Source organism: Pseudomonas sp. NBRC 111139 (genome assembly GCF_001753955.1).
Lineage (GTDB): Bacteria > Pseudomonadota > Gammaproteobacteria > Pseudomonadales > Pseudomonadaceae > Aquipseudomonas > Aquipseudomonas alloputida.
The window spans coordinates 46,329-63,098 of sequence record NZ_BCBP01000017.1 but is presented as its reverse complement, the minus strand read 5'-3'; the positions used below and the strand labels follow the sequence as shown (position 1 = coordinate 63,098).

Genomic DNA, 16,770 nt, shown 5'->3' with positions numbered 1-16,770 from the left:
AAGGATGCTACGCGGTCGCTGGCATTGCGTCCGTTCAGGAAGCCAGTGCCTGCGAACGCTGGCAAGCGGGCATTTCATAACGGTGCGGTTGCTGCCAGGCCAGCCGTGCCTGCACATCCACCACCGCGTCCTTCACCTTCTGCGCCCAGTGCTCATCCTTCGGGCACACCACCACCACGCGGAAACCGTGGTCGACACCTTCCAGGCGCACACCTTCGGAATCATCTACGTGCAAATCGATATCAAAAGCCGAAGGCAGCTTGGAGGGTGAGTTTTCCAGCCCGTTCTGGGCCAGGATGTGCTGGTGCCGATCGCTGTTGACCACGCCATCGACATGAATGCCGTAAAGCATCAGCCAGCGGCGGATGTAAGCGGGGGTACGCCCCGAGGAGGTGTAGATCCAGATGCTGCAGCCCTGGCGGCGCAGGTCGCGGATCAGTTCGCGGGTGCCGCTGCGCAGGGGCTCACCCAGCCAGCGATGGACGAAACCCGGCAGCTTGCTGTCCTCGGCGGCGGCGTGTTCGGGCAGGCAGGCCAGCGTGTCGTCGATATCGAACGAAATGCGTACCTGGCCACGCTTGAGCTTGCGTTCGATGGCTTGCCGCCCTCGTGCAAACAGGGATGAACCTTGCATCAGCGGCTCCCCTCACAGGCAGGCACGGGCGTGCCGTTCAGGAAGAACTTGCCGGGCTCAGGCGCCTTCGCTTCCAGGAACGCGGCGTACTTTTTCTTGATCTTGGGGAGTTCGTACAAAGCCTTGACACCGTGTTTGGCGGAGTTGCGTATGACCGAGGACGGGTTGAAGTAACCCTCGGCGTTGTCCAGCGACAGCACGAATGGCGGCAGCCCGGCACGCATCAACAAATAGCTGACAATAAGCGAACCCGTGCGGTTGTTGCCTTCGATGAACAGCTGCGGCTTGCTGAGGATCCGTACATACACACCCGCTGCCCGCTTCCAGATGGAATCGCTGCGGTACGCGCAGTACCAGTTGTACAAATCCTTGATGCCACCTTCCACGTTGTTGAAAAAGTGCGCTTCGGTTGCCGCAAGGTGCGGGGCGAATTCCAGGCGACGGGCCGGATCGCTGCCGCATAGCACGGTGGCATTGATTTCCAGCATCAGGTTCAGCTGTTGAAGGTCGAACAGGTCGATACCGCGAGCGACATAGTCGTCAATCAGCGCATAGCCTTCAACCACATTCAGCAGCACCTCGTCGGTAAACGGGTCCCGCGGTTCGGTGAAATGCTGGCTGAGTTCGGCAAAACGGCCCTGCACCTCGCGCAGTGCGCGCTCTACCGCTGACAGATCAAGACGACGCGTCGCTCGCATTGGTAATCCCGGGTAACACTTTAACGGAAGGTAACGCGGCCGGGTGTTGCAACCTTCCTGGCTGCAACACCCGCCCACCTTGAGCTTGCATGGTTTAGCTGAACTTGCCGCTGATGTAGTCGCTGGTCAGCTGCTCGCGCGGGTTCTGGAAAATCTGCGCGGTCGGGCCCATCTCGACCAGGTAGCCGGTGCGGGTGCCCTGGGAAATATCCACCGAGAAGAACGCGGTGGTGTCGGCCACACGAATCGCCTGCTGCATGTTATGGGTCACCAGGGCGATGGTGTAGTCCTTTTTCAGCTCGACCATCAGCTCCTCCACGCGGCGGGTGGCAATCGGGTCGAGTGCCGAGCAGGGCTCGTCCAGCAACAGCACTTCCGGCTCGGTGGCGATGGCACGGGCGATGCACAGGCGCTGCTGCTGGCCACCGGACAGTGACAGCCCGCTGACCTTGAGCTTGTCCTTCACTTCGTCCCACAGCGCGGCGCCTTGCAAGGCGTGCTTCACGCGATCGCCCAAGTCGCCTTTGTAGCGGTTCAGGCGCAGGCCGAAGGCCACATTGTCGAAGATGCTCATCGAGAACGGGTTGGGCTGCTGGAACACCATGCCGATATAGCGGCGCACTACAACAGGGTCGACGCCCTTGCCGTAGACATCCTGCCCAAGAAAGTGCACATGGCCTTCGAAACGGAAGCCCTTCACCAGGTCGTTCATACGGTTCAAGCTACGCAGCACGGTACTTTTGCCGCAGCCCGAAGGGCCGATGAAACCGGTGATCTCGTTTTTCCTGATCGGCACATGGCTGTCACGCACGGCCATGAAGTTACCGTAGAAAATCTTGTCGAGCTTGCAGTCCATGACGATGGGGGCTTCGCTGACCATGGGAGCGGCTCTTTGCGCAGTGGATACGTTCAAGTTGGATGCTCCCTTTCTCAATACTTGGGCTTGCCGAAGACTCGGCTCAAAATGTTGATGACCAGCACGATCATTACCAGTACCAGCGAGGCCGCCCAGGCGAGCTCCAGCTGGTTGTCGAACGGCATGCCGGAGAAGTTGTAGATCAGTACCGCAAGCGAGGCTGTGGGGTTCATCACCGCCAGGTCGCCGTCGTGGTAGATCCAGTAGTTGCTGAACAACGCGGTGAACAGCAGGGGCGCGGTTTCGCCAGCGGCGCGGGCCACGGCCAGCATCACCCCGGTAAGGATGGCCGGCAGGCCGGTGGGCAGGACGATCTTCCAGATCACCTGGGCACGGGTGCAGCCCATGCCGTAGGCAGCATCCTTCATGATCTTGGGCACCATCTTCATCGACTCTTCAGCGGTGAGCACCACGATCGGCAGCATCAATACCGCCAGCGCCACGCCGCCTGCCGGTGCCGAGTAGGTACCGGTGGTCATCACCACCAGGGCGTAGGCAAACACCCCGGCCAGGATCGAGGGCAGGCCAGTGAGCATCTTGGCGGCAAAGCGTGCGGCATTGGCCAGCTTGCTGTCCGGGCCGAGCTCGGCGAGGAACACCGCTGCCAGGATACCGACCGGCACAGCGATGGCGGCGGCAATGCCGACCATGACGAAGGTACCGGCCATGGCGTTACCGAAACCACCGCCCATCTCGAAGCCGGTCGGCGGCAGCTCGGTGAACACTTCCAGGTTAAGGCGTGCCCCGCCGCGAGTGATCAGCATGTACAGCACGGAAATCAGCGGCACGCTGGCCACCAGTGCCGCGAACCATGCCAGGGTGGTCAATACCAGGCTGCGCAGGGCGCGGCCTTCCAGCTTGCGCTGCAGGCTGGGCAGCGCGGCAACAGGGGTCGTCAGGTCAGTCATTGTTTGTTACCCCGCTGGGCGTAGAGCATGATCATCGAGCCGAGGACGTTCACCAGCAGGGTGATGAACATCAGTACCAGTGCCGCGTACATCAGCACTTCGACCTCGTTCGGGCCGGCTTCCGGGAAGTTCAGCGCCAGCAGCGCCGCCAGGGTGTTGGCCGGTGCGAACAAGGACAGGGAAATGGTGTTGGCGTTGCCGACCAGCATGGCCAGCGCCATGGTTTCGCCGAGTGCACGGCCCAGGCCGAGCACCAACGAGCCGAAGATGCCGGTAGCCGCCGAGGGCACCATCACCTTGAGGATGGCTTCCCAGTGGGTGGTCCCCATGCCGTAGGCAGCCTGCTTGGTTTTCATCGGTACGCTGGTCAGCGCATCCTGGGAAACCGCCGCGATGGTCGGCAGGATCATGATCGCCAGTACCAACGCCGCAGGCAGCAGGCCTGGGCCACTCAGGGAAGTGCCGAAAAACGGGATCCAGCCCAGCTCGCTGTTCAGCCAGGCGGTCAGCGGGCGAATCGCCGGGATAACCACATAGATGCCCCACAGGCCGTACACCACGCTGGGGATGGCGGCAAGCAGCTCGACGATGGTGCGAAACACCGCGGCAAGCTTGGCCGGAAGGAAATCCTGGGTCAGGAAAATGGCCATGCTGACGCCGAAGAAACCGGCGATCAACAGGGCGATCAAGGCGCTGTACAGCGTCCCCCAGATCGCTGGCAGAATACCGTACTTGCCTTGGTTAACGTCCCAGACGCTGCCGAACAACACGTCAAAACCGTGCTTTTCAATGCCGGGCAGTGCCTTGCGGCCGACTTCGTAGACCAGCGCGAAGACCAGCGCGAGTACCAGCACCACGCCAATGCGCGCAAGCGCACGGAAGGTGCGATCGACCAGAAAGTCTTTCGTAGACGGTGGCTGGCACGCGGAGTCGGGGTTATCCGGTATGGCAAAAGGAGTGTTCATTGGCGAGTTCCGGGACAAGGGACAAACACCCCCGGCATGGCTTCATGCCGATACCGGGAGCGCCTGGGTATTACTGGATGTTGGCGGACGCTTTACGCACCTGGTCGACTACCGACGGCGGCAGCGGGATGTACCCCATCGAGTCGGCGATGGTCTGGCCTTTGGTCAGGCTGTACTCGACCATTTCACGCATGGCCTTGGCTTTTTCCGGGTTGCCGTTGTCCTTGCGGAAAATCATCCAGGTATAGGAAGTGATCGGGTAGGACTTGGCACCGTCCGGGTCAGGCAGCCAGGCCACCAGGTTTTCCGGCATGTTCACCGCCGCCAGTGCTTCAGCACCGCTCTCGGCATTCGGCACGACGTATTGGCCAGCCTTGTTCTGCAACATGGCGAAGTCGACCTTGGCCAGCTTGGCGAAGCCGTACTCGATGTAGCCGATGGCGCCCGGGGTCTGGCGGACGGTGGCGGTTACGCCGTCGTTCTTCGGCGACTTGATGAACTTGTCGGTGGCCGGCCAGTTGACGGTGTTGCCTTCGCCCAGCCCTTGCTTGAAGTCAGCGTTGATGGCCGACAGGTGCTTGGTGAAGACGGCAGTGGTGCCGCTGGAGTCGGCACGCACGACCACGGTGATCGGGGTGGCAGGCAGCTTCAGGTCAGGGTTGGCCGCCGCGATTTGCGGGTCGTTCCACTGGGTGATCTTGCCGAGGAAAATATTGGAGTAGACGTCGCGCGGCAGCTTCAGCCCTTTAGGGTTACCCGGCAGGTTGTAAGCCAGGACGATTTCACCGGCGGTCATTGGCAGCAACTGCACGCCTTCGCCAACCTTGGCAATGTCTGCTTCGCTCATGGCCGAGTCGCTGGCGGCGAAGTCGACGGTCTTGTTCAGGAAGTCCTGAACGCCCGCGCCGCTGCCCTTGGACTGGTAATCGACGGTGACGCCAGCCGTGTTCTTGCTGAAGTCCTTGAACCAGGTCAGGTAGATCGGTGCAGGGAAGCTGGCGCCCGAACCGGTCAACCGAACGTTTTCTGCAGCAAAGGCTGCCGAGGTGGCGCAAAGGGAAACGGCAACGGCGAGTGCAGCAGACTTCATCAGGCGTTTCATCAAAATGTGCTCCATGTGATGGCCGGCACACTTTGCATCAGCTGTGTTACAACTTTGTGACTATTGAATGGCAGGCCGCGCAGTAGAGCTTATCGACTGTGCCATCAGACGCCGAGCCGGAACCCTGAAACGGCTCCGGCCTCAACGCTAACGCTTGAATGTGCCGATTGGATGACGGCCGTACGAGGCCAAAGCACCGCTCGCCCATTAGCCGGCACTTTTTAGACGCGCAGGGTTTCAACCGTTCAGGCAAACCGGCAAGCGCGAAGACCCTGCAACGCAGCACCAGGAACAGGAACCTGGCCACTGCAGGCGATCAACCGATGCCGGCGAGACCTGTATCACCGCCATCCCCACAGCGGTTGCGGCATGCACATTCGAACTCAGCCTGGGCACGGGTGGAAAAGTTCAGGCTCAGACGCATCTTGTCTTGCGTGTCGTAGAGGTCGTAACCCTCCCCCAGTGCGGCGGGAAAGCCAAGCCGCCGAGGATAAGCCTCTTTCTTGAGTGGCACTGCGGGAACCACAACGAAGCGTGTCTGCATGATCATCCCCTTCGGCAGTGCTTAAGTATTAGTACTGCTACGTGAAAGCATCAAGATGACTCATGCAATATTTTGGTTCAGCCGCCTATTCTCGCGGTGATGAGTAAGCAGAATCCCAGCAGGCAAATGATCCCGATGCCATAGAACAACGTTCTCCAGGGCTGCAAACCGCGCAGGTAGGCCAGCGTGTGCAGGACCCTGGCAACCGTGAACACAACACTCAGCCACAGCACCGGTAGCGTGGCGGCTTCCAGCGCAACAGCCAGCCCGCCGAGGGCAAAGAACAGGGGAATGTTCTCCAGGTCGTTGGCCCATACCTTGGCAGCCCGTATCACCTGCGGGCGTTCTGCGGCCTGGGCGACGCGCCCGAACACGGCAGCGTCCTCCGGGTTGGTGAACGCGACGAAGCGCAAGCGGTGATAGCCCTGATAGCAGGAAACCAGGAACATCTTGAGGAACAGCACCACCACACACAGCGCATAGGCCTGCAAGGCACTGCTCATGGCTGGCGCCCCTCGGCAACGCCTCTGATCACCAGGTACAGCAACGGCCCCAGCGAAACGAACACGACGGTCAGCAGCAGGTAAGGCAGCACCGCGATCCCGGCGCTGCCGCGCATGCGGTTGTCTCTCACCATCCAGCAACCGGCCAGCCCGGCCATCAGGTACAGGTCGATGACCACCTGGGCCGTGTCCGGCTGCGCCAGCAGTGCCAGCCCGAATGCCAGCAGCGATTGCTCGGCAATCAGCATGGTCCAGCCGGTATACAGCGAAAACAGCACCAGTATTGCGAGCGCGCAGATACGCAAGCCCATATAGCTCTCCTTGATAGGGTTTGCCGGCACAGTAGTGATAGGGTTGCTTGCACTCAATGACCCGTGAGGTCATGGACATTGCACTCAAGGACGATCAGGGCAACGCATGAATCAGCATCTGTTCCATCGCAGCACCCCTGCCCCGCACATCTCAGCGGGCCAGCATCTTCGCGAACTGCGCCGTCAGGCCAACCTCAGCCAGCTGGAGCTGGCGCTGCTGACGGGGCTGTCGCAGCGTCATCTGAGCTGTGTGGAAACAGGACGCGCCAAGGCCAGCCCAGGCACGTTGCATGCCCTCCTCTCGGCCCTGGATGCGCCGCTGGAGCGGTGCAACGAAGTGTTCGTTGCTGCAGGATACGCGCCCCGCTACGCCGCCACGCCACTCGATGCGCCTGAACTGGCCTTGGTGAATACTGCCATCGAGCATATTCTGCAGGTGAACAACCCCGCTCCGGCGATCGTCATCGACAGCCACTGGGACGTCATCGCCGCCAACGCCAGTACCGGGCTGCTGCTGGCGATGGCCGGTGTCAGCGCACAGCCGGCAACCGGCCTCAACCTGCTGCAGACATTGCTGTGCCCCGGTGGCCTGGGTGATCACTTGGTCAACGCGCCGGAAATCCGCGCTGCAGCCTGGCAACGTGCCTCCAGGGAGGCCGCAGGCAATCCGGCACTGGCAGCGCGCTTGCGCGACTTGCCGGCACCGGCAAGCCCGTGCCAGATGACGACAGCCACCCCTCTGCTGCTGACCCGCGTGAACACCCCGTATGGTGAGCTGCGGTTCCTGTCCACGTTCACCACCTTTGGCATGCCGCAGGATGTCACCGTGCAGTCACTGCGCATCGAACACCTGATCCCCGCCGACCCACAGACCCGGCAAAGAATGCAGGCAGCGTTCGAGCAATGGTCGGCCGTTACAGCGTGAACGTCAGGGCCTGGCCAAGGAACCTGGCGCTGACCTGGTGGCCTGTTTCATGCAGGTCGAACGGCTGGCACATGGCCCCGGTGGTCACGATATCCCCGGCCTTCAAGGTCTGGCCACGCTCGGCAGCGTGCGCGTACAGGTGAGCCAGCGACACCAGCGGGTCGGTGGCCGCATCGCCAGACAAGCCACCGGCGCGCCATTGACCATCCACATGCACCTCGGTGGTTTCGGCCAGGTCGGCGAGCAACGGCACATTGATACCGGCGCCCAGGCTATTGCCGACCACCAATGCTTCAAACCCCACGTTGTCAGCCACAAAACTTGGCCAGCCGACAGCCTTGCGGTCGACAAAGCGCGAACGCACCACTTCAAAGGTGACGCACGTGGCGCGAATATCCTCACTCACCGGTACGCGCCCGGCTTGCGGAGGAATATCCCGCTCCAGCACGAAGGCAATTTCGCATTCGATGGTCACCGGCGTAAGCGCTGGCAGCGGGATATGTGCGCCATCGGCATGGCAACGCCCCGCTTCCAGTTGGCCAATCAAGGGCCGCGACAACTTGCCTGCACGCATGCCAGCTGGGCTGCCAACGCCCAGCTTCCACCCGGCGCGCTGGCCTGCGGCAGCGGCAAACAACTGGTCCTGGCTGTCATAGCCTTGTTTCAATGTCTCGGGCTTGAGGCTGGCGGGCAGTTCCGTCAGCAGGTCACCGCTGCGCCAGTGTTGCAGTAGCAAGGCTGCAGTGCGTTGGTGTACGAAAAGCGAACGGTTCATCAAGACCTCATTGAGATAGGCGATGGCAGGCAACAGATGCTATGACCTGAAATTGATAATGATAAATATATTGTCATGATGCCAATCATCACAAATTGTTATTGAACTGCCTGATGAAACCCGCCTGCAGGTACATGCTCAGCGATCAGTGGAAACCGGCTGCTTCAACAACAACACATAAGCCATCGCAGCAACCGCGGCCACGGCGGCACTGATCAGGAATGCCGAAGCGAAGGACCCGGTCTGCTGAATGCTGAACCCGGTCACGATGGGCGCCACAGAGCCTGCCAGGTAGCCGCCGAAGTTCTGGATCGAGCCAAACGAGGCCACGCGCTGGCTATCGACCACGGTGTTGGCGATCATCCATGCGGTAGAGCTGGCCATGTTCACGCTGAACAGTGCGCAACACAGCAGCGCCACACTGAGCAGAAAGCCGCTACCGAACGACAGGGGAACGGTGAATGCGGCCGCCGCGAGCAACGCAGTCACGACAACCCGCTTGCGGCTACCCAGCACACTGGCACCGTTCTTCACCAGGCGGTCGCAGATGCGGCCCGCAACAATGGTGCCCAACGCGCCGAACACATAGGCCAATGAAACCACCCAGGCGGTCTGGTACAGGCTCAAGCCATGCTCGCGCTCGAAGTAGCCTGGCAGCCAGGTCAGGTGCAGCCACAGCATGTAGATCACCCCCATGAAGCCCAATACTGCGCCCCAGGTGCTCTTGTGGCGGAACAGTTCGGCCCACGCCGCCAGTTGTGCCTGCACACTGGGCCTGGCGCTTGGCACCGCCTGTTTATGCGCCTGGGCCGCCAGCAGTTGCTCACGCGCCTCGGCAGGCAGTTCAGCCAGGTACCGCGCCTTGCTTTTGTAGAAGGCGAACCAGCAGGCGGCAACCAGAATGCCGAACACTCCGGTGACGATGAACATGCCGCGCCAGCCCCAGGTGACCATCAGCAGCGTCAGCAACGGCGGCGCCAGACACGGCCCGATGCAGGTCGATGACAGCACGATGCCGGTCGGCGTCCCCCGCTTCTCGGCCTCGAACCACTCCGCCAGCGCCTTGGCCGCCGACGGGAACATCGGCGCCTCGCCAATCCCCAGCACCACCCTGAGCCCGATGAATGCAGAAAAACTGTTGATCAGGCCAGAAGCCGTCTGTGCCACCGACCAGCCCAGCAGGGCCGCCCCCAGCGAAATCTTGCTGCCCAGGCGGTCGATGATCATGCCCAAGGGCAGTTGCGAAAAGGCATACGCCAGGGAAAACGCCGACAGCAGAATGCCCATCTGTGACGGCGTGATGCCCATGTCGCGCTGGATGGACGTATTGGCAATCGACAACGCACTGCGGTCGACGTAGTTGATGATGCCGATCACCAGCAACAGGCTGACGGTGATGACCTGGTACTTTCTGAACGGGTTCGAGCTGGCGACCGCTTCAGGTTCGCGGGCAAGCCCGGGTTGCGCATATTTGGTATTCATGGGCGTTCACTTTTGTTGTTATTGGTTGAACAGCAGGTAACGGCTTACATGGACGCTTCAAGCAGCCACTGGTAGTCCTCGGCAGATGCCTCACGTGGGTTGGTGCGGTGGCTGTGATCGGCCAACGCGCCCTGGACGATGCGTGGGAACAGGTCCGGGTTGACATCCAGTTCGCCAAGGCCGGTCGGCAGGCCCAGCGTACGGGTCATGTCGCGAATGGCATCTTCGATCTGGCTGTCATCGGCCAGCCCCATCGCCTGGGCGATGCGTTGCATCTTGTGTTCACTCACCACCGTTTCGGCCGTGCGGTTGAAGCGGATGACGGCAGGCAGGAAGATCGCATTGAGGGTGCCGTGGTGCAGGCGCGGGTTGATCCCGCCCAGCGCGTGGCTAAGGCTGTGCACGCAGCCCAGGCCTTTCTGGAAGGCCAGCGCACCTTGCAGCGATGCGCTCATCATGTTGATGCGCCCGTCCAGGTTGCCCGGCTCGCGGGTGGCTCGTTCGATGAAGCGCCAGGCCCGCCACAGGCCGTCCAGGGCAATGCCGTCGGCAGGCGGGTTGAAGGCAGGTGCCATGAAAGTTTCCAGGCAGTGGGCAATCGCGTCCATGCCGGTGGCAGCCGTGAGGTGTGCCGGCAACCCGAGGGTCAGTGCCGGGTCACAGATGGCGGCCTTGGGCACCACATGGGGCGAGATCACCCCCACCTTGCGCCCGTCATCGAGTATCAGGATGGCACCGCGACCGACTTCGCTCCCCGTGCCGGCGGTGGTCGGCACGGCAATCACCGGCGCAGTTGCCGGGGTGATCCGGGCCAGGCCGCCCTCGATCACCGCAAAGCCCTTCAACGGGCCGTCGTGCCGGGCACACACAGCCACCCCCTTGGCCAGGTCAATTGCCGAGCCACCGCCAATGGCGATGATGCCATCACAGCCATATGCCTTGAACATGGCCACGGCCTCACGCACGGCATGCTCGTTGGGATTGGGTGGCGTACCGTCGTAGATCGGCAGTTGTGCGGTGTCGCTGGCGAAGGTGTTCAACGCCGTATCGACGATACCGGCGGCACGCACGCCACGGTCGGTCACGATCAAAGGCCTGGTTATACCAATGCGCTCACATTCGGCGGGCAGGCAGGCAATGGCACCGATATCGAATTGGATCTGGGTGATGTAGTTGATCAGGGACATAAGGCTTGGCAGGCTCCTGGCTTTATTGTTCTGGGCGTTTCAGCCGCACTGGATGCGACACTGTGCAGCGCCAGTATAGGAATGCGCGGCTGGCCATGGTATTGAGAACAATCCATATCGGTATAACCAGGACGAATACCAGATGACCCCATCGCTCAATTCGATCATGTCCCGCCTGCACGCCCGCCACCTGCGCTTGTTGATCGAGTTGGACGAGCACCGCTCGCTGCTCGGTGCAGCAAGCAGCGTCGGGCTTACCCAGCCTGGTGCCAGCAAGGCCTTGCAGGAAATCGAAACCACCTTCGGCACTGTGCTGTTCAACCGCACCAACCGAGGCCTGGAGCCCACGGCCGCCGGACACTGCGCCATCCGCTACGCACGCCTGTTACAGACCGATATCGCCAACCTGCGGCACGATCTGGATGCAATCCTGCGTGGGGTCGGCGGCCGGCTGGCTGTGGGGGCGATCATGGGCGCGGTGCCGTTGCTGATGAAGGCGGTGTCACAGCTGGCCAGCATCCAGCCACAGATGTCGTTCGAAATCATCGAAGACACCAGCCAGTCGCTGCTGACGCAGATCGAGAGCGGCCGCCTGGACATCGCCCTGTGCCGCACCAGTGTCAGCAATACGCCGCAGCTGTTCGCCAGCACCTTTGTCCAGGATGAGACACTGGCGGTCATCGCCAACATCGACCACCCGCTCAAGCATGCGCCAAGCCTGAGCCTTGCCGACCTGGCCGAGAGCCGCTGGATCGTCTACCGGGCCAACATGCCCATGCGCGTGCAACTGGAGCGCGAATTTCACGATGCCGGGCTGCGCTTCCCGCTGCACCTGGTTGAAACCACTTCGATCCTGGCGACCTTGTCGCTGTTGCAAAACCGTCCTGACTTCGTTGCGCTGGTGTCGATCGACGTGGCCCAGCAATGTGCAATGAATCAACAGGTCAGCATACTGCCCTTGAGCATGGGCTCGGTCAGCGACCCCTACGAGTTGGTGACCCGTAAAGGCAGCCAGGCAACACCGGCCATGGACACGCTCACCGAACTGCTGCTGTTGCAGGGCCGACAGCGCTGCGACAGTTAATGCGGTTTCATGGCAGGCCACTGGGAAATCCGGGCTGAAAGGCTGAGGGTCAAGACAGTAATGAGGCAGCCCGCCAGCCCTGAGTAATCAGCCTTGCAGCTACACCGGCAGTTCGGTGGTGAGCTTGATTTTTTCCATCGGGACTTCGGTCTTCACGTTCTGGACCACGCTCAGGCTGGTCAGGTGCGCCACCTGGAAGCGTCGATAGGCCTCCAGGTCTGCTGCCACCACCCGTAGCATCAAATCACAATCGCCCGCCATCACATGGCACTCCACCACTTCGGGCAACTGGCGCACAGCCTCGACAAATTCGTCCGTGGTTTCCTGGTCCTGACGCTTGAGCCATACCCTCACAAACAGGGTCAGGCCTAGCGAGACCTTGGCCGGGTCCAGCAGCGCCACATAACGCTCGATCACCCCAGCCTCCTCCAACAGGCGTACCCGGCGCAGGCACGGCGAGGCAGACAAGCCTACCTGTTTGGCCAGCTCCTGGTTCTGCAACCTGCCGTCGCGCTGCAGCGCCCGGAGGATACGTCGGTCGATGGCATCTAGCTTGATTGGCATTGATAAACCTTTTTTTCGATATTATCGGTAGCAACTGCCAAATGCTCTGCGCATCAGCGCAACTACGCAAGCCAATTTCAGTCGTTCATTGGAATAATTTTCCTCCATTGGAGGTGACCATGAATGCCCTTGAACCTGTACTGAACGACCCACCCGCCACCACGCCGCACAGCGAACTGCGCCGTGGCGCCGTTGCCGCCCTACCGGTATTGCTTGGGTTCATCCCCTTTGCCCTGGTACTCGGTGCGCAAGCGTCCCAGCACCAATTGACAGCAGGCGCAGTGGCACTGATGACTGGCCTCAACTTCGGTGGCGGGTCGGAGTTGGCCGCAATCGAGCTGTGGACCTCACCGCCGGCAATCCTTGTGATTGTTGCCATGACCCTGCTGATCAACAGCCGCCACCTGCTGATGGGCGCGACGCTGGCGCCTTGCTTGAGCCACCTGCCGTTGCCCAAGGCATTAGGAGCGCTGTTCTTCATGTGTGACGAGAGTTGGGCCATGGGCCTGGCCGATGCACGCCAGCGTGGTGGCTTCAGCCTGTGCTATTTCATGGGCGTGTCGCTATCCCTTTGGATCACCTGGGTCACCTTCACCAGCCTTGGCACACAGATCGGGCCATTGCTCGGGGACCTGCGCAGCTATGGCTTCGACATGGCCTTCGCCGCGGTCTTTCTGGTACTGCTCAAAGGCCTGTGGAAAGGTGTACACGCTGCCCTGCCATGGTTGTTCAGCCTGTTCACCGCAGCGCTGTTCTACCTGCTGATCCCCGGTGGCTGGTACGTGCTCGCGGGCACTGTAGCCGGCCTGGTGACCGCCTATTTGTGGGCCAAGCCATGATTGACGTTGCTACGCTGGTCACCATCGTGGGCATGGCCGTGGTCACCTACCTGACCCGTGCGCTGGGTTTTTTACTGCTGCGCAACCGCACCCTGGGCCCGCAACTGACCCAGGTGCTGAACGCCGCGCCCGGCTGCGTGCTGATTGCCGTGATCGCGCCCAAGTTCGTTTCCGGGCACCCGGCCGACCTGATTGCTCTGGGGCTTACCGTGTACGCCGCTGCGCGGTTTTCCCTGTTGCCGGTAGTGGTATTTGCCATTGTCGTGACGGGGTTGCTGCGCGTGCTGTTGCCGGCATGACCTGCCGCTACACCTGCACGCCATTGACCCAAATCAAGCCCTCGCGCCGGGTTCGCGCGACGATGGCTGCACGCAAGGAATGACTCAAGTACCGACAGGTGCACAGTGCGCAAGGTTTACCGCTTGATCGCTGTGCGCGCCTTGACCAAGGAGCCCCACATGAACCCGCTGAAACACATACTGGTTGCCACCGACCTTTCCCCACATGCTCGCAACGCCGCTGAGCGCGCGGCCTACCTGAGCGATGCGCAACAGGCCTCGCTGGACCTGCTCTACGTTGCCAACCCGGCACCCTTCGAGCGCCTCAAACAGTTGGTGACGCCTGATGACGATCTGTTGAAACGCGTACTGGATAGCGCAGGCGAGAAAACCCACGCACTGGCAGCGCTGCTGTTCCAGCGTTACGGTATCTCCGCTGGCGTGCAGGTCGCCAGCGGCTCGGTGATCACGGAGATCAACCGGGTGGTGCAGGACAAGCACAGCGACCTGCTGGTGTGTGGGGCCAGGGGCCAGAGCGTGGCGCGGCGCCTGCTGCTGGGTTCGACCGTGCAGAAACTGCTCAACCGCATGCCCTGCCCTTTGCTGGTGGTCAAGCCGGCCCCTCGTGATGCCTACCGTACCGTGCTGGTGCCAGTCGACTTTTCGTCCGTTTCACTGCGCACCCTCGAATTGGCCAAGGCCATTGCCCCGCAAGCAGAGATCATTCTGCTGCATGTGTACGAAGCCCCGTTCGAAGCCAGCGTGCGCTTCGCCCACCTCGACCACGACACCCTCACCCACTACCGCAATGTCATCCGCAAGGATGCACAAGTACAGCTCGCGGCGCTGAGTGAGGCTGCCGGCCTGGCCGATGCACGGCAGATCCTCGTGCACGGCGACCCTGGCTGGCGCATTGCCGAGCAGGAACAGGAGCTGGAGTGCGACCTGATCGTGGTCGGCAAGCAGGGGGCAAGCGCGCTGGAGGAACTGCTGGTGGGCAGCGTCACCAAGCATGTATTGAACGAATCGCAGTGTGATGTGCTGGTAACACCCTAGGCTGCATGAATGTTCTGCACTGCCGCCTGTTGCGCCTATCTGGGTCAAACCACCATGGCTGGCCTTGCCTGCTGACGTGCGGGCTTGGGAAGAGCTCCTCCCGCCCACAGCATTCGCGAGTGGGGCGTCATTGCTGAGAGCAGCGGCTCTACGCAAGACGTTTCATCGATTGCACTGATGATTACTATCGAGCGGCCTGCCTGTCGGCCAGGCAAGGCCGCCTCTACAATCCCCTACAAATCCCCCCGCTCCTGCGCCTGCTACAGGCGAGATCCCTCATGGAACCTAACCCATGCCAAGCAACAGCCAGGCCCCTCGCGGCCTTCCCGAACATAGCCAACAAAGCGTGACCCAGCAATGGCTGGCAATCCTCTCGGTAGCCGTGGGTGCTTTCGCCCTGGTCACCAGTGAGTTCCTCCCGGTGGGGGTGCTGAACGATGTGGCCAGCGACCTTGGCATCAGTGCAGGCCTTGCCGGCCTGATGGTGACCCTGCCAGGGATCATGGCTGCGTTAGCCGCCCCGTTGATTTCCGTAGGCGTCGGCGCGCTGGACCGGCGCTACCTGCTGATCGGCCTGACGCTGATCATGATCATCGCCAACGCCATCGTGGCCTACGCCGGCGACTTCAACCTGCTGTTGGTCGGCCGTGTGCTACTGGGTATCAGTATCGGCGGCTTCTGGGCGACAGCCATCGCCCTCAGCGGCCGCCTGGCACCTGACGGGATGGGCGTAGCCAAAGCCAACTCCATCATCATGGCGGGCGTAACCCTGGCGACGGTCGTGGGCGTGCCTGTCGGCACCTGGCTGAGTGGCCTGATGGGCTGGCGCATGACGTTCCTGGTCACTGCACTGGTAGGCGTACCGGTGCTGCTGGCACAGGTGTTCCTGCTGCCGCGGCTGATGCCGGAAAAGGCCATCCGCATCCGCGACCTGCCGGCGTTGTTCATCAACCCGCAAGCACGGGTCGGTTTGATCGCCGTGTTGCTGATCGGCCTGGCGCACTTTGCGGCGTATACCTACGTCGCACCGTTCTTCAAACAGAATGCCGGCTTTGACGGGCCTACGATCGGTTCATTGTTGCTGCTGTATGGCGTGGCCGGCTTCATGGGCAACATCTTCGCCGGCTTTGCGGCCAACCGCAGCGTGCGGCATACCCTGATGCTGGTCGCGCTCATGATCGCAGTCAGCACCGCCCTGTTCCCGCACTTCGCCACCGGCATGACGGGCGCCGCCATGCTGATCGCGCTGTGGGGCTTTGCCTTCGGTGCGTTCCCGGCCTGTGCCAATATCTGGATGTTTGTCGTGGCGCCCAAGGATGTCGAACGTGGCATGCCGCTGTTCGTGGCCCTGTTCCAGGTGATCATTGCCGTGGGCTCGTTCTTAGGCGGGCAAGTCGTAGACCATATGGGCACTGCGGTACTGCTGAGCCTGGCCACGGCGCTGGTGGGCTGTGGCTTTGTGACCGTGCTGGTGCTGGGGCGCAACGTCAGTAACGATCTGGCGGCGCAGCCAGGCTAAGCAGCCGCCCAGGGCGGCTGCGCAAAGCTTGAGGCCGTGAAACCGAGGCGCCTGCTTCGCGGACAAGCCCGCAGGTACCGTACGGCCCCAGGCGCTTGCATTAGCTGCAATCGCCCCGCTCGGGCTGGCGTGGTTGCCTGGCGCACATCACCTGAACCTCGGCGCCACGGGCCCTGGCCAGCAGCTCCTCGGTGTCATCGCCACCGGGCAAGGCAAGCAACAGGTCAGGGCGGCTGTCATTGAGCATGAACAGGTTGCGCAAGCGTTCGGCCTGCTTGCCGTGCAGCTGCCAGTTTGGCGGGTAACGCACCAGATCGGCGCCATGCTCGCGCGCCCAGCTTTCGATTTCCCCTCCAAGAAACTGGCTGCCACCGTGGATCAACACCCGGATCGGCCGCTGGCGCTGGACGTCGTCCAGGGCCTGGCGGCAGCGTCGGGTGTCGGCGTAGTTGCGTCCTGCACAAATCAGTACTCGCATGG

20 protein-coding genes are annotated in these 16,770 nt (G+C 61.9%); 6 read left to right on the top strand and 14 right to left on the bottom strand.

Going from position 1 to position 16,770, the window contains the following annotated elements; genetic code table 11:
* Positions 1-34: 34 nt before the first annotated feature.
* The 9 genes from BJQ17_RS03000 to BJQ17_RS02960 form a co-directional block, all read right to left on the bottom strand.
* Positions 35-634, bottom strand: a complete 600-nt coding sequence (locus BJQ17_RS03000) for a hypothetical protein (RefSeq protein ID WP_003254112.1) — start codon at positions 632-634, stop codon at positions 35-37.
* Positions 634-1,332: a hypothetical protein gene (locus tag BJQ17_RS02995; protein WP_004574211.1), complete on the bottom strand. Its 699-nt coding sequence runs from the start codon at positions 1,330-1,332 to the stop codon at positions 634-636. The genes BJQ17_RS03000 and BJQ17_RS02995 overlap by 1 nt, the downstream gene beginning before the upstream one ends.
* Positions 1,333-1,426: 94 nt before the next feature.
* Positions 1,427-2,212 (bottom strand): phosphate ABC transporter ATP-binding protein PstB, encoded by a 786-nt coding sequence (gene pstB / locus BJQ17_RS02990; protein WP_003254117.1) that lies wholly within the window; start codon positions 2,210-2,212, stop codon positions 1,427-1,429.
* Between the two features lie 50 nt (positions 2,213-2,262).
* Complete coding sequence (gene pstA / locus BJQ17_RS02985) at positions 2,263-3,156, bottom strand: phosphate ABC transporter permease PstA (RefSeq protein WP_003254119.1); 894 nt, start codon at positions 3,154-3,156, stop codon at positions 2,263-2,265.
* A complete protein-coding gene (pstC, locus tag BJQ17_RS02980; protein ID WP_003254121.1) occupies positions 3,153-4,121 on the bottom strand; it encodes a phosphate ABC transporter permease subunit PstC in 969 nt (322 codons plus the stop codon). The genes pstA and pstC overlap by 4 nt, the downstream gene beginning before the upstream one ends.
* Positions 4,122-4,191: 70 nt before the next feature.
* A complete protein-coding gene (pstS, locus tag BJQ17_RS02975) occupies positions 4,192-5,223 on the bottom strand; it encodes a phosphate ABC transporter substrate-binding protein PstS (RefSeq protein WP_003254123.1) in 1,032 nt (343 codons plus the stop codon).
* A 316-nt stretch (positions 5,224-5,539) separates the two neighbouring features.
* On the bottom strand, positions 5,540-5,773 hold the full coding sequence (locus BJQ17_RS02970; RefSeq protein WP_054889537.1) for a hypothetical protein: 234 nt from the start codon (positions 5,771-5,773) through the stop codon (positions 5,540-5,542).
* A gap of 71 nt (positions 5,774-5,844) precedes the next feature.
* Entirely contained in the window at positions 5,845-6,270 is a 426-nt protein-coding gene (locus BJQ17_RS02965) for an MAPEG family protein (protein WP_070095500.1), read from the bottom strand.
* A complete protein-coding gene (locus BJQ17_RS02960; protein ID WP_003254127.1) occupies positions 6,267-6,581 on the bottom strand; it encodes a hypothetical protein in 315 nt (104 codons plus the stop codon). The genes BJQ17_RS02965 and BJQ17_RS02960 overlap by 4 nt, the downstream gene beginning before the upstream one ends.
* 106 nt (positions 6,582-6,687) lie before the next feature.
* Between BJQ17_RS02960 and BJQ17_RS02955 the strand changes: the two genes are divergently transcribed.
* On the top strand, positions 6,688-7,506 hold the full coding sequence (locus BJQ17_RS02955; protein WP_003254128.1) for a helix-turn-helix domain-containing protein: 819 nt from the start codon (positions 6,688-6,690) through the stop codon (positions 7,504-7,506).
* On the opposite strand, the gene BJQ17_RS02950 is transcribed toward BJQ17_RS02955, so the two are convergent.
* The 3 genes from BJQ17_RS02950 to BJQ17_RS02940 form a co-directional block, all read right to left on the bottom strand.
* The gene (locus BJQ17_RS02950) at positions 7,496-8,281 is read right to left on the bottom strand and encodes a 2-keto-4-pentenoate hydratase (RefSeq protein WP_070095499.1); all 786 of its coding nucleotides are present in this window, start codon (positions 8,279-8,281) and stop codon (positions 7,496-7,498) included. The two genes, BJQ17_RS02955 and BJQ17_RS02950, sit on opposite strands and share 11 nt — an antisense overlap.
* Positions 8,282-8,419: 138 nt before the next feature.
* Positions 8,420-9,763 (bottom strand): MFS transporter, encoded by a 1,344-nt coding sequence (locus BJQ17_RS02945; protein ID WP_070095498.1) that lies wholly within the window; start codon positions 9,761-9,763, stop codon positions 8,420-8,422.
* Between the two features lie 44 nt (positions 9,764-9,807).
* Positions 9,808-10,950, bottom strand: coding sequence for an iron-containing alcohol dehydrogenase (locus BJQ17_RS02940; protein WP_070095497.1), 1,143 nt, complete (start codon positions 10,948-10,950; stop codon positions 9,808-9,810).
* A 142-nt stretch (positions 10,951-11,092) separates the two neighbouring features.
* On the opposite strand from BJQ17_RS02940, the gene BJQ17_RS02935 reads away from it, so the two are divergent.
* The gene (locus BJQ17_RS02935; RefSeq protein WP_003254134.1) at positions 11,093-12,034 is read left to right on the top strand and encodes a LysR family transcriptional regulator; all 942 of its coding nucleotides are present in this window, start codon (positions 11,093-11,095) and stop codon (positions 12,032-12,034) included.
* A gap of 99 nt (positions 12,035-12,133) precedes the next feature.
* Here BJQ17_RS02935 and BJQ17_RS02930 read toward each other — a convergent pair whose 3' ends face one another.
* Positions 12,134-12,598 (bottom strand): Lrp/AsnC family transcriptional regulator, encoded by a 465-nt coding sequence (locus BJQ17_RS02930; RefSeq protein WP_014753443.1) that lies wholly within the window; start codon positions 12,596-12,598, stop codon positions 12,134-12,136.
* Positions 12,599-12,717: 119 nt separating this feature from the next.
* On the opposite strand from BJQ17_RS02930, the gene BJQ17_RS02925 reads away from it, so the two are divergent.
* The 4 genes from BJQ17_RS02925 (at position 12,718) to BJQ17_RS02910 (ending at position 16,290) form a co-directional block, all read left to right on the top strand.
* Positions 12,718-13,437, top strand: a complete 720-nt coding sequence (locus BJQ17_RS02925) for an AzlC family ABC transporter permease (RefSeq protein ID WP_003254136.1) — start codon at positions 12,718-12,720, stop codon at positions 13,435-13,437.
* Positions 13,434-13,736 carry an AzlD family protein gene (locus tag BJQ17_RS02920; RefSeq protein WP_029380584.1) on the top strand — a complete coding sequence of 101 codons (303 nt, stop codon included), beginning with the start codon at positions 13,434-13,436 and terminating at the stop codon, positions 13,734-13,736. Before BJQ17_RS02925 ends, BJQ17_RS02920 begins: the two co-directional genes overlap by 4 nt.
* 159 nt (positions 13,737-13,895) lie before the next feature.
* On the top strand, positions 13,896-14,771 hold the full coding sequence (locus BJQ17_RS02915; RefSeq protein ID WP_070095541.1) for a universal stress protein: 876 nt from the start codon (positions 13,896-13,898) through the stop codon (positions 14,769-14,771).
* 292 nt (positions 14,772-15,063) lie between these two features.
* Positions 15,064-16,290: an MFS transporter gene (locus BJQ17_RS02910; RefSeq protein WP_064614787.1), complete on the top strand. Its 1,227-nt coding sequence runs from the start codon at positions 15,064-15,066 to the stop codon at positions 16,288-16,290.
* Between the two features lie 100 nt (positions 16,291-16,390).
* Here the strand turns inward: BJQ17_RS02910 and BJQ17_RS02905 are convergent, their stop codons facing one another.
* A complete protein-coding gene (locus BJQ17_RS02905; RefSeq protein WP_003254146.1) occupies positions 16,391-16,768 on the bottom strand; it encodes a DUF2493 domain-containing protein in 378 nt (125 codons plus the stop codon).
* Positions 16,769-16,770 lie beyond the last annotated feature (2 nt).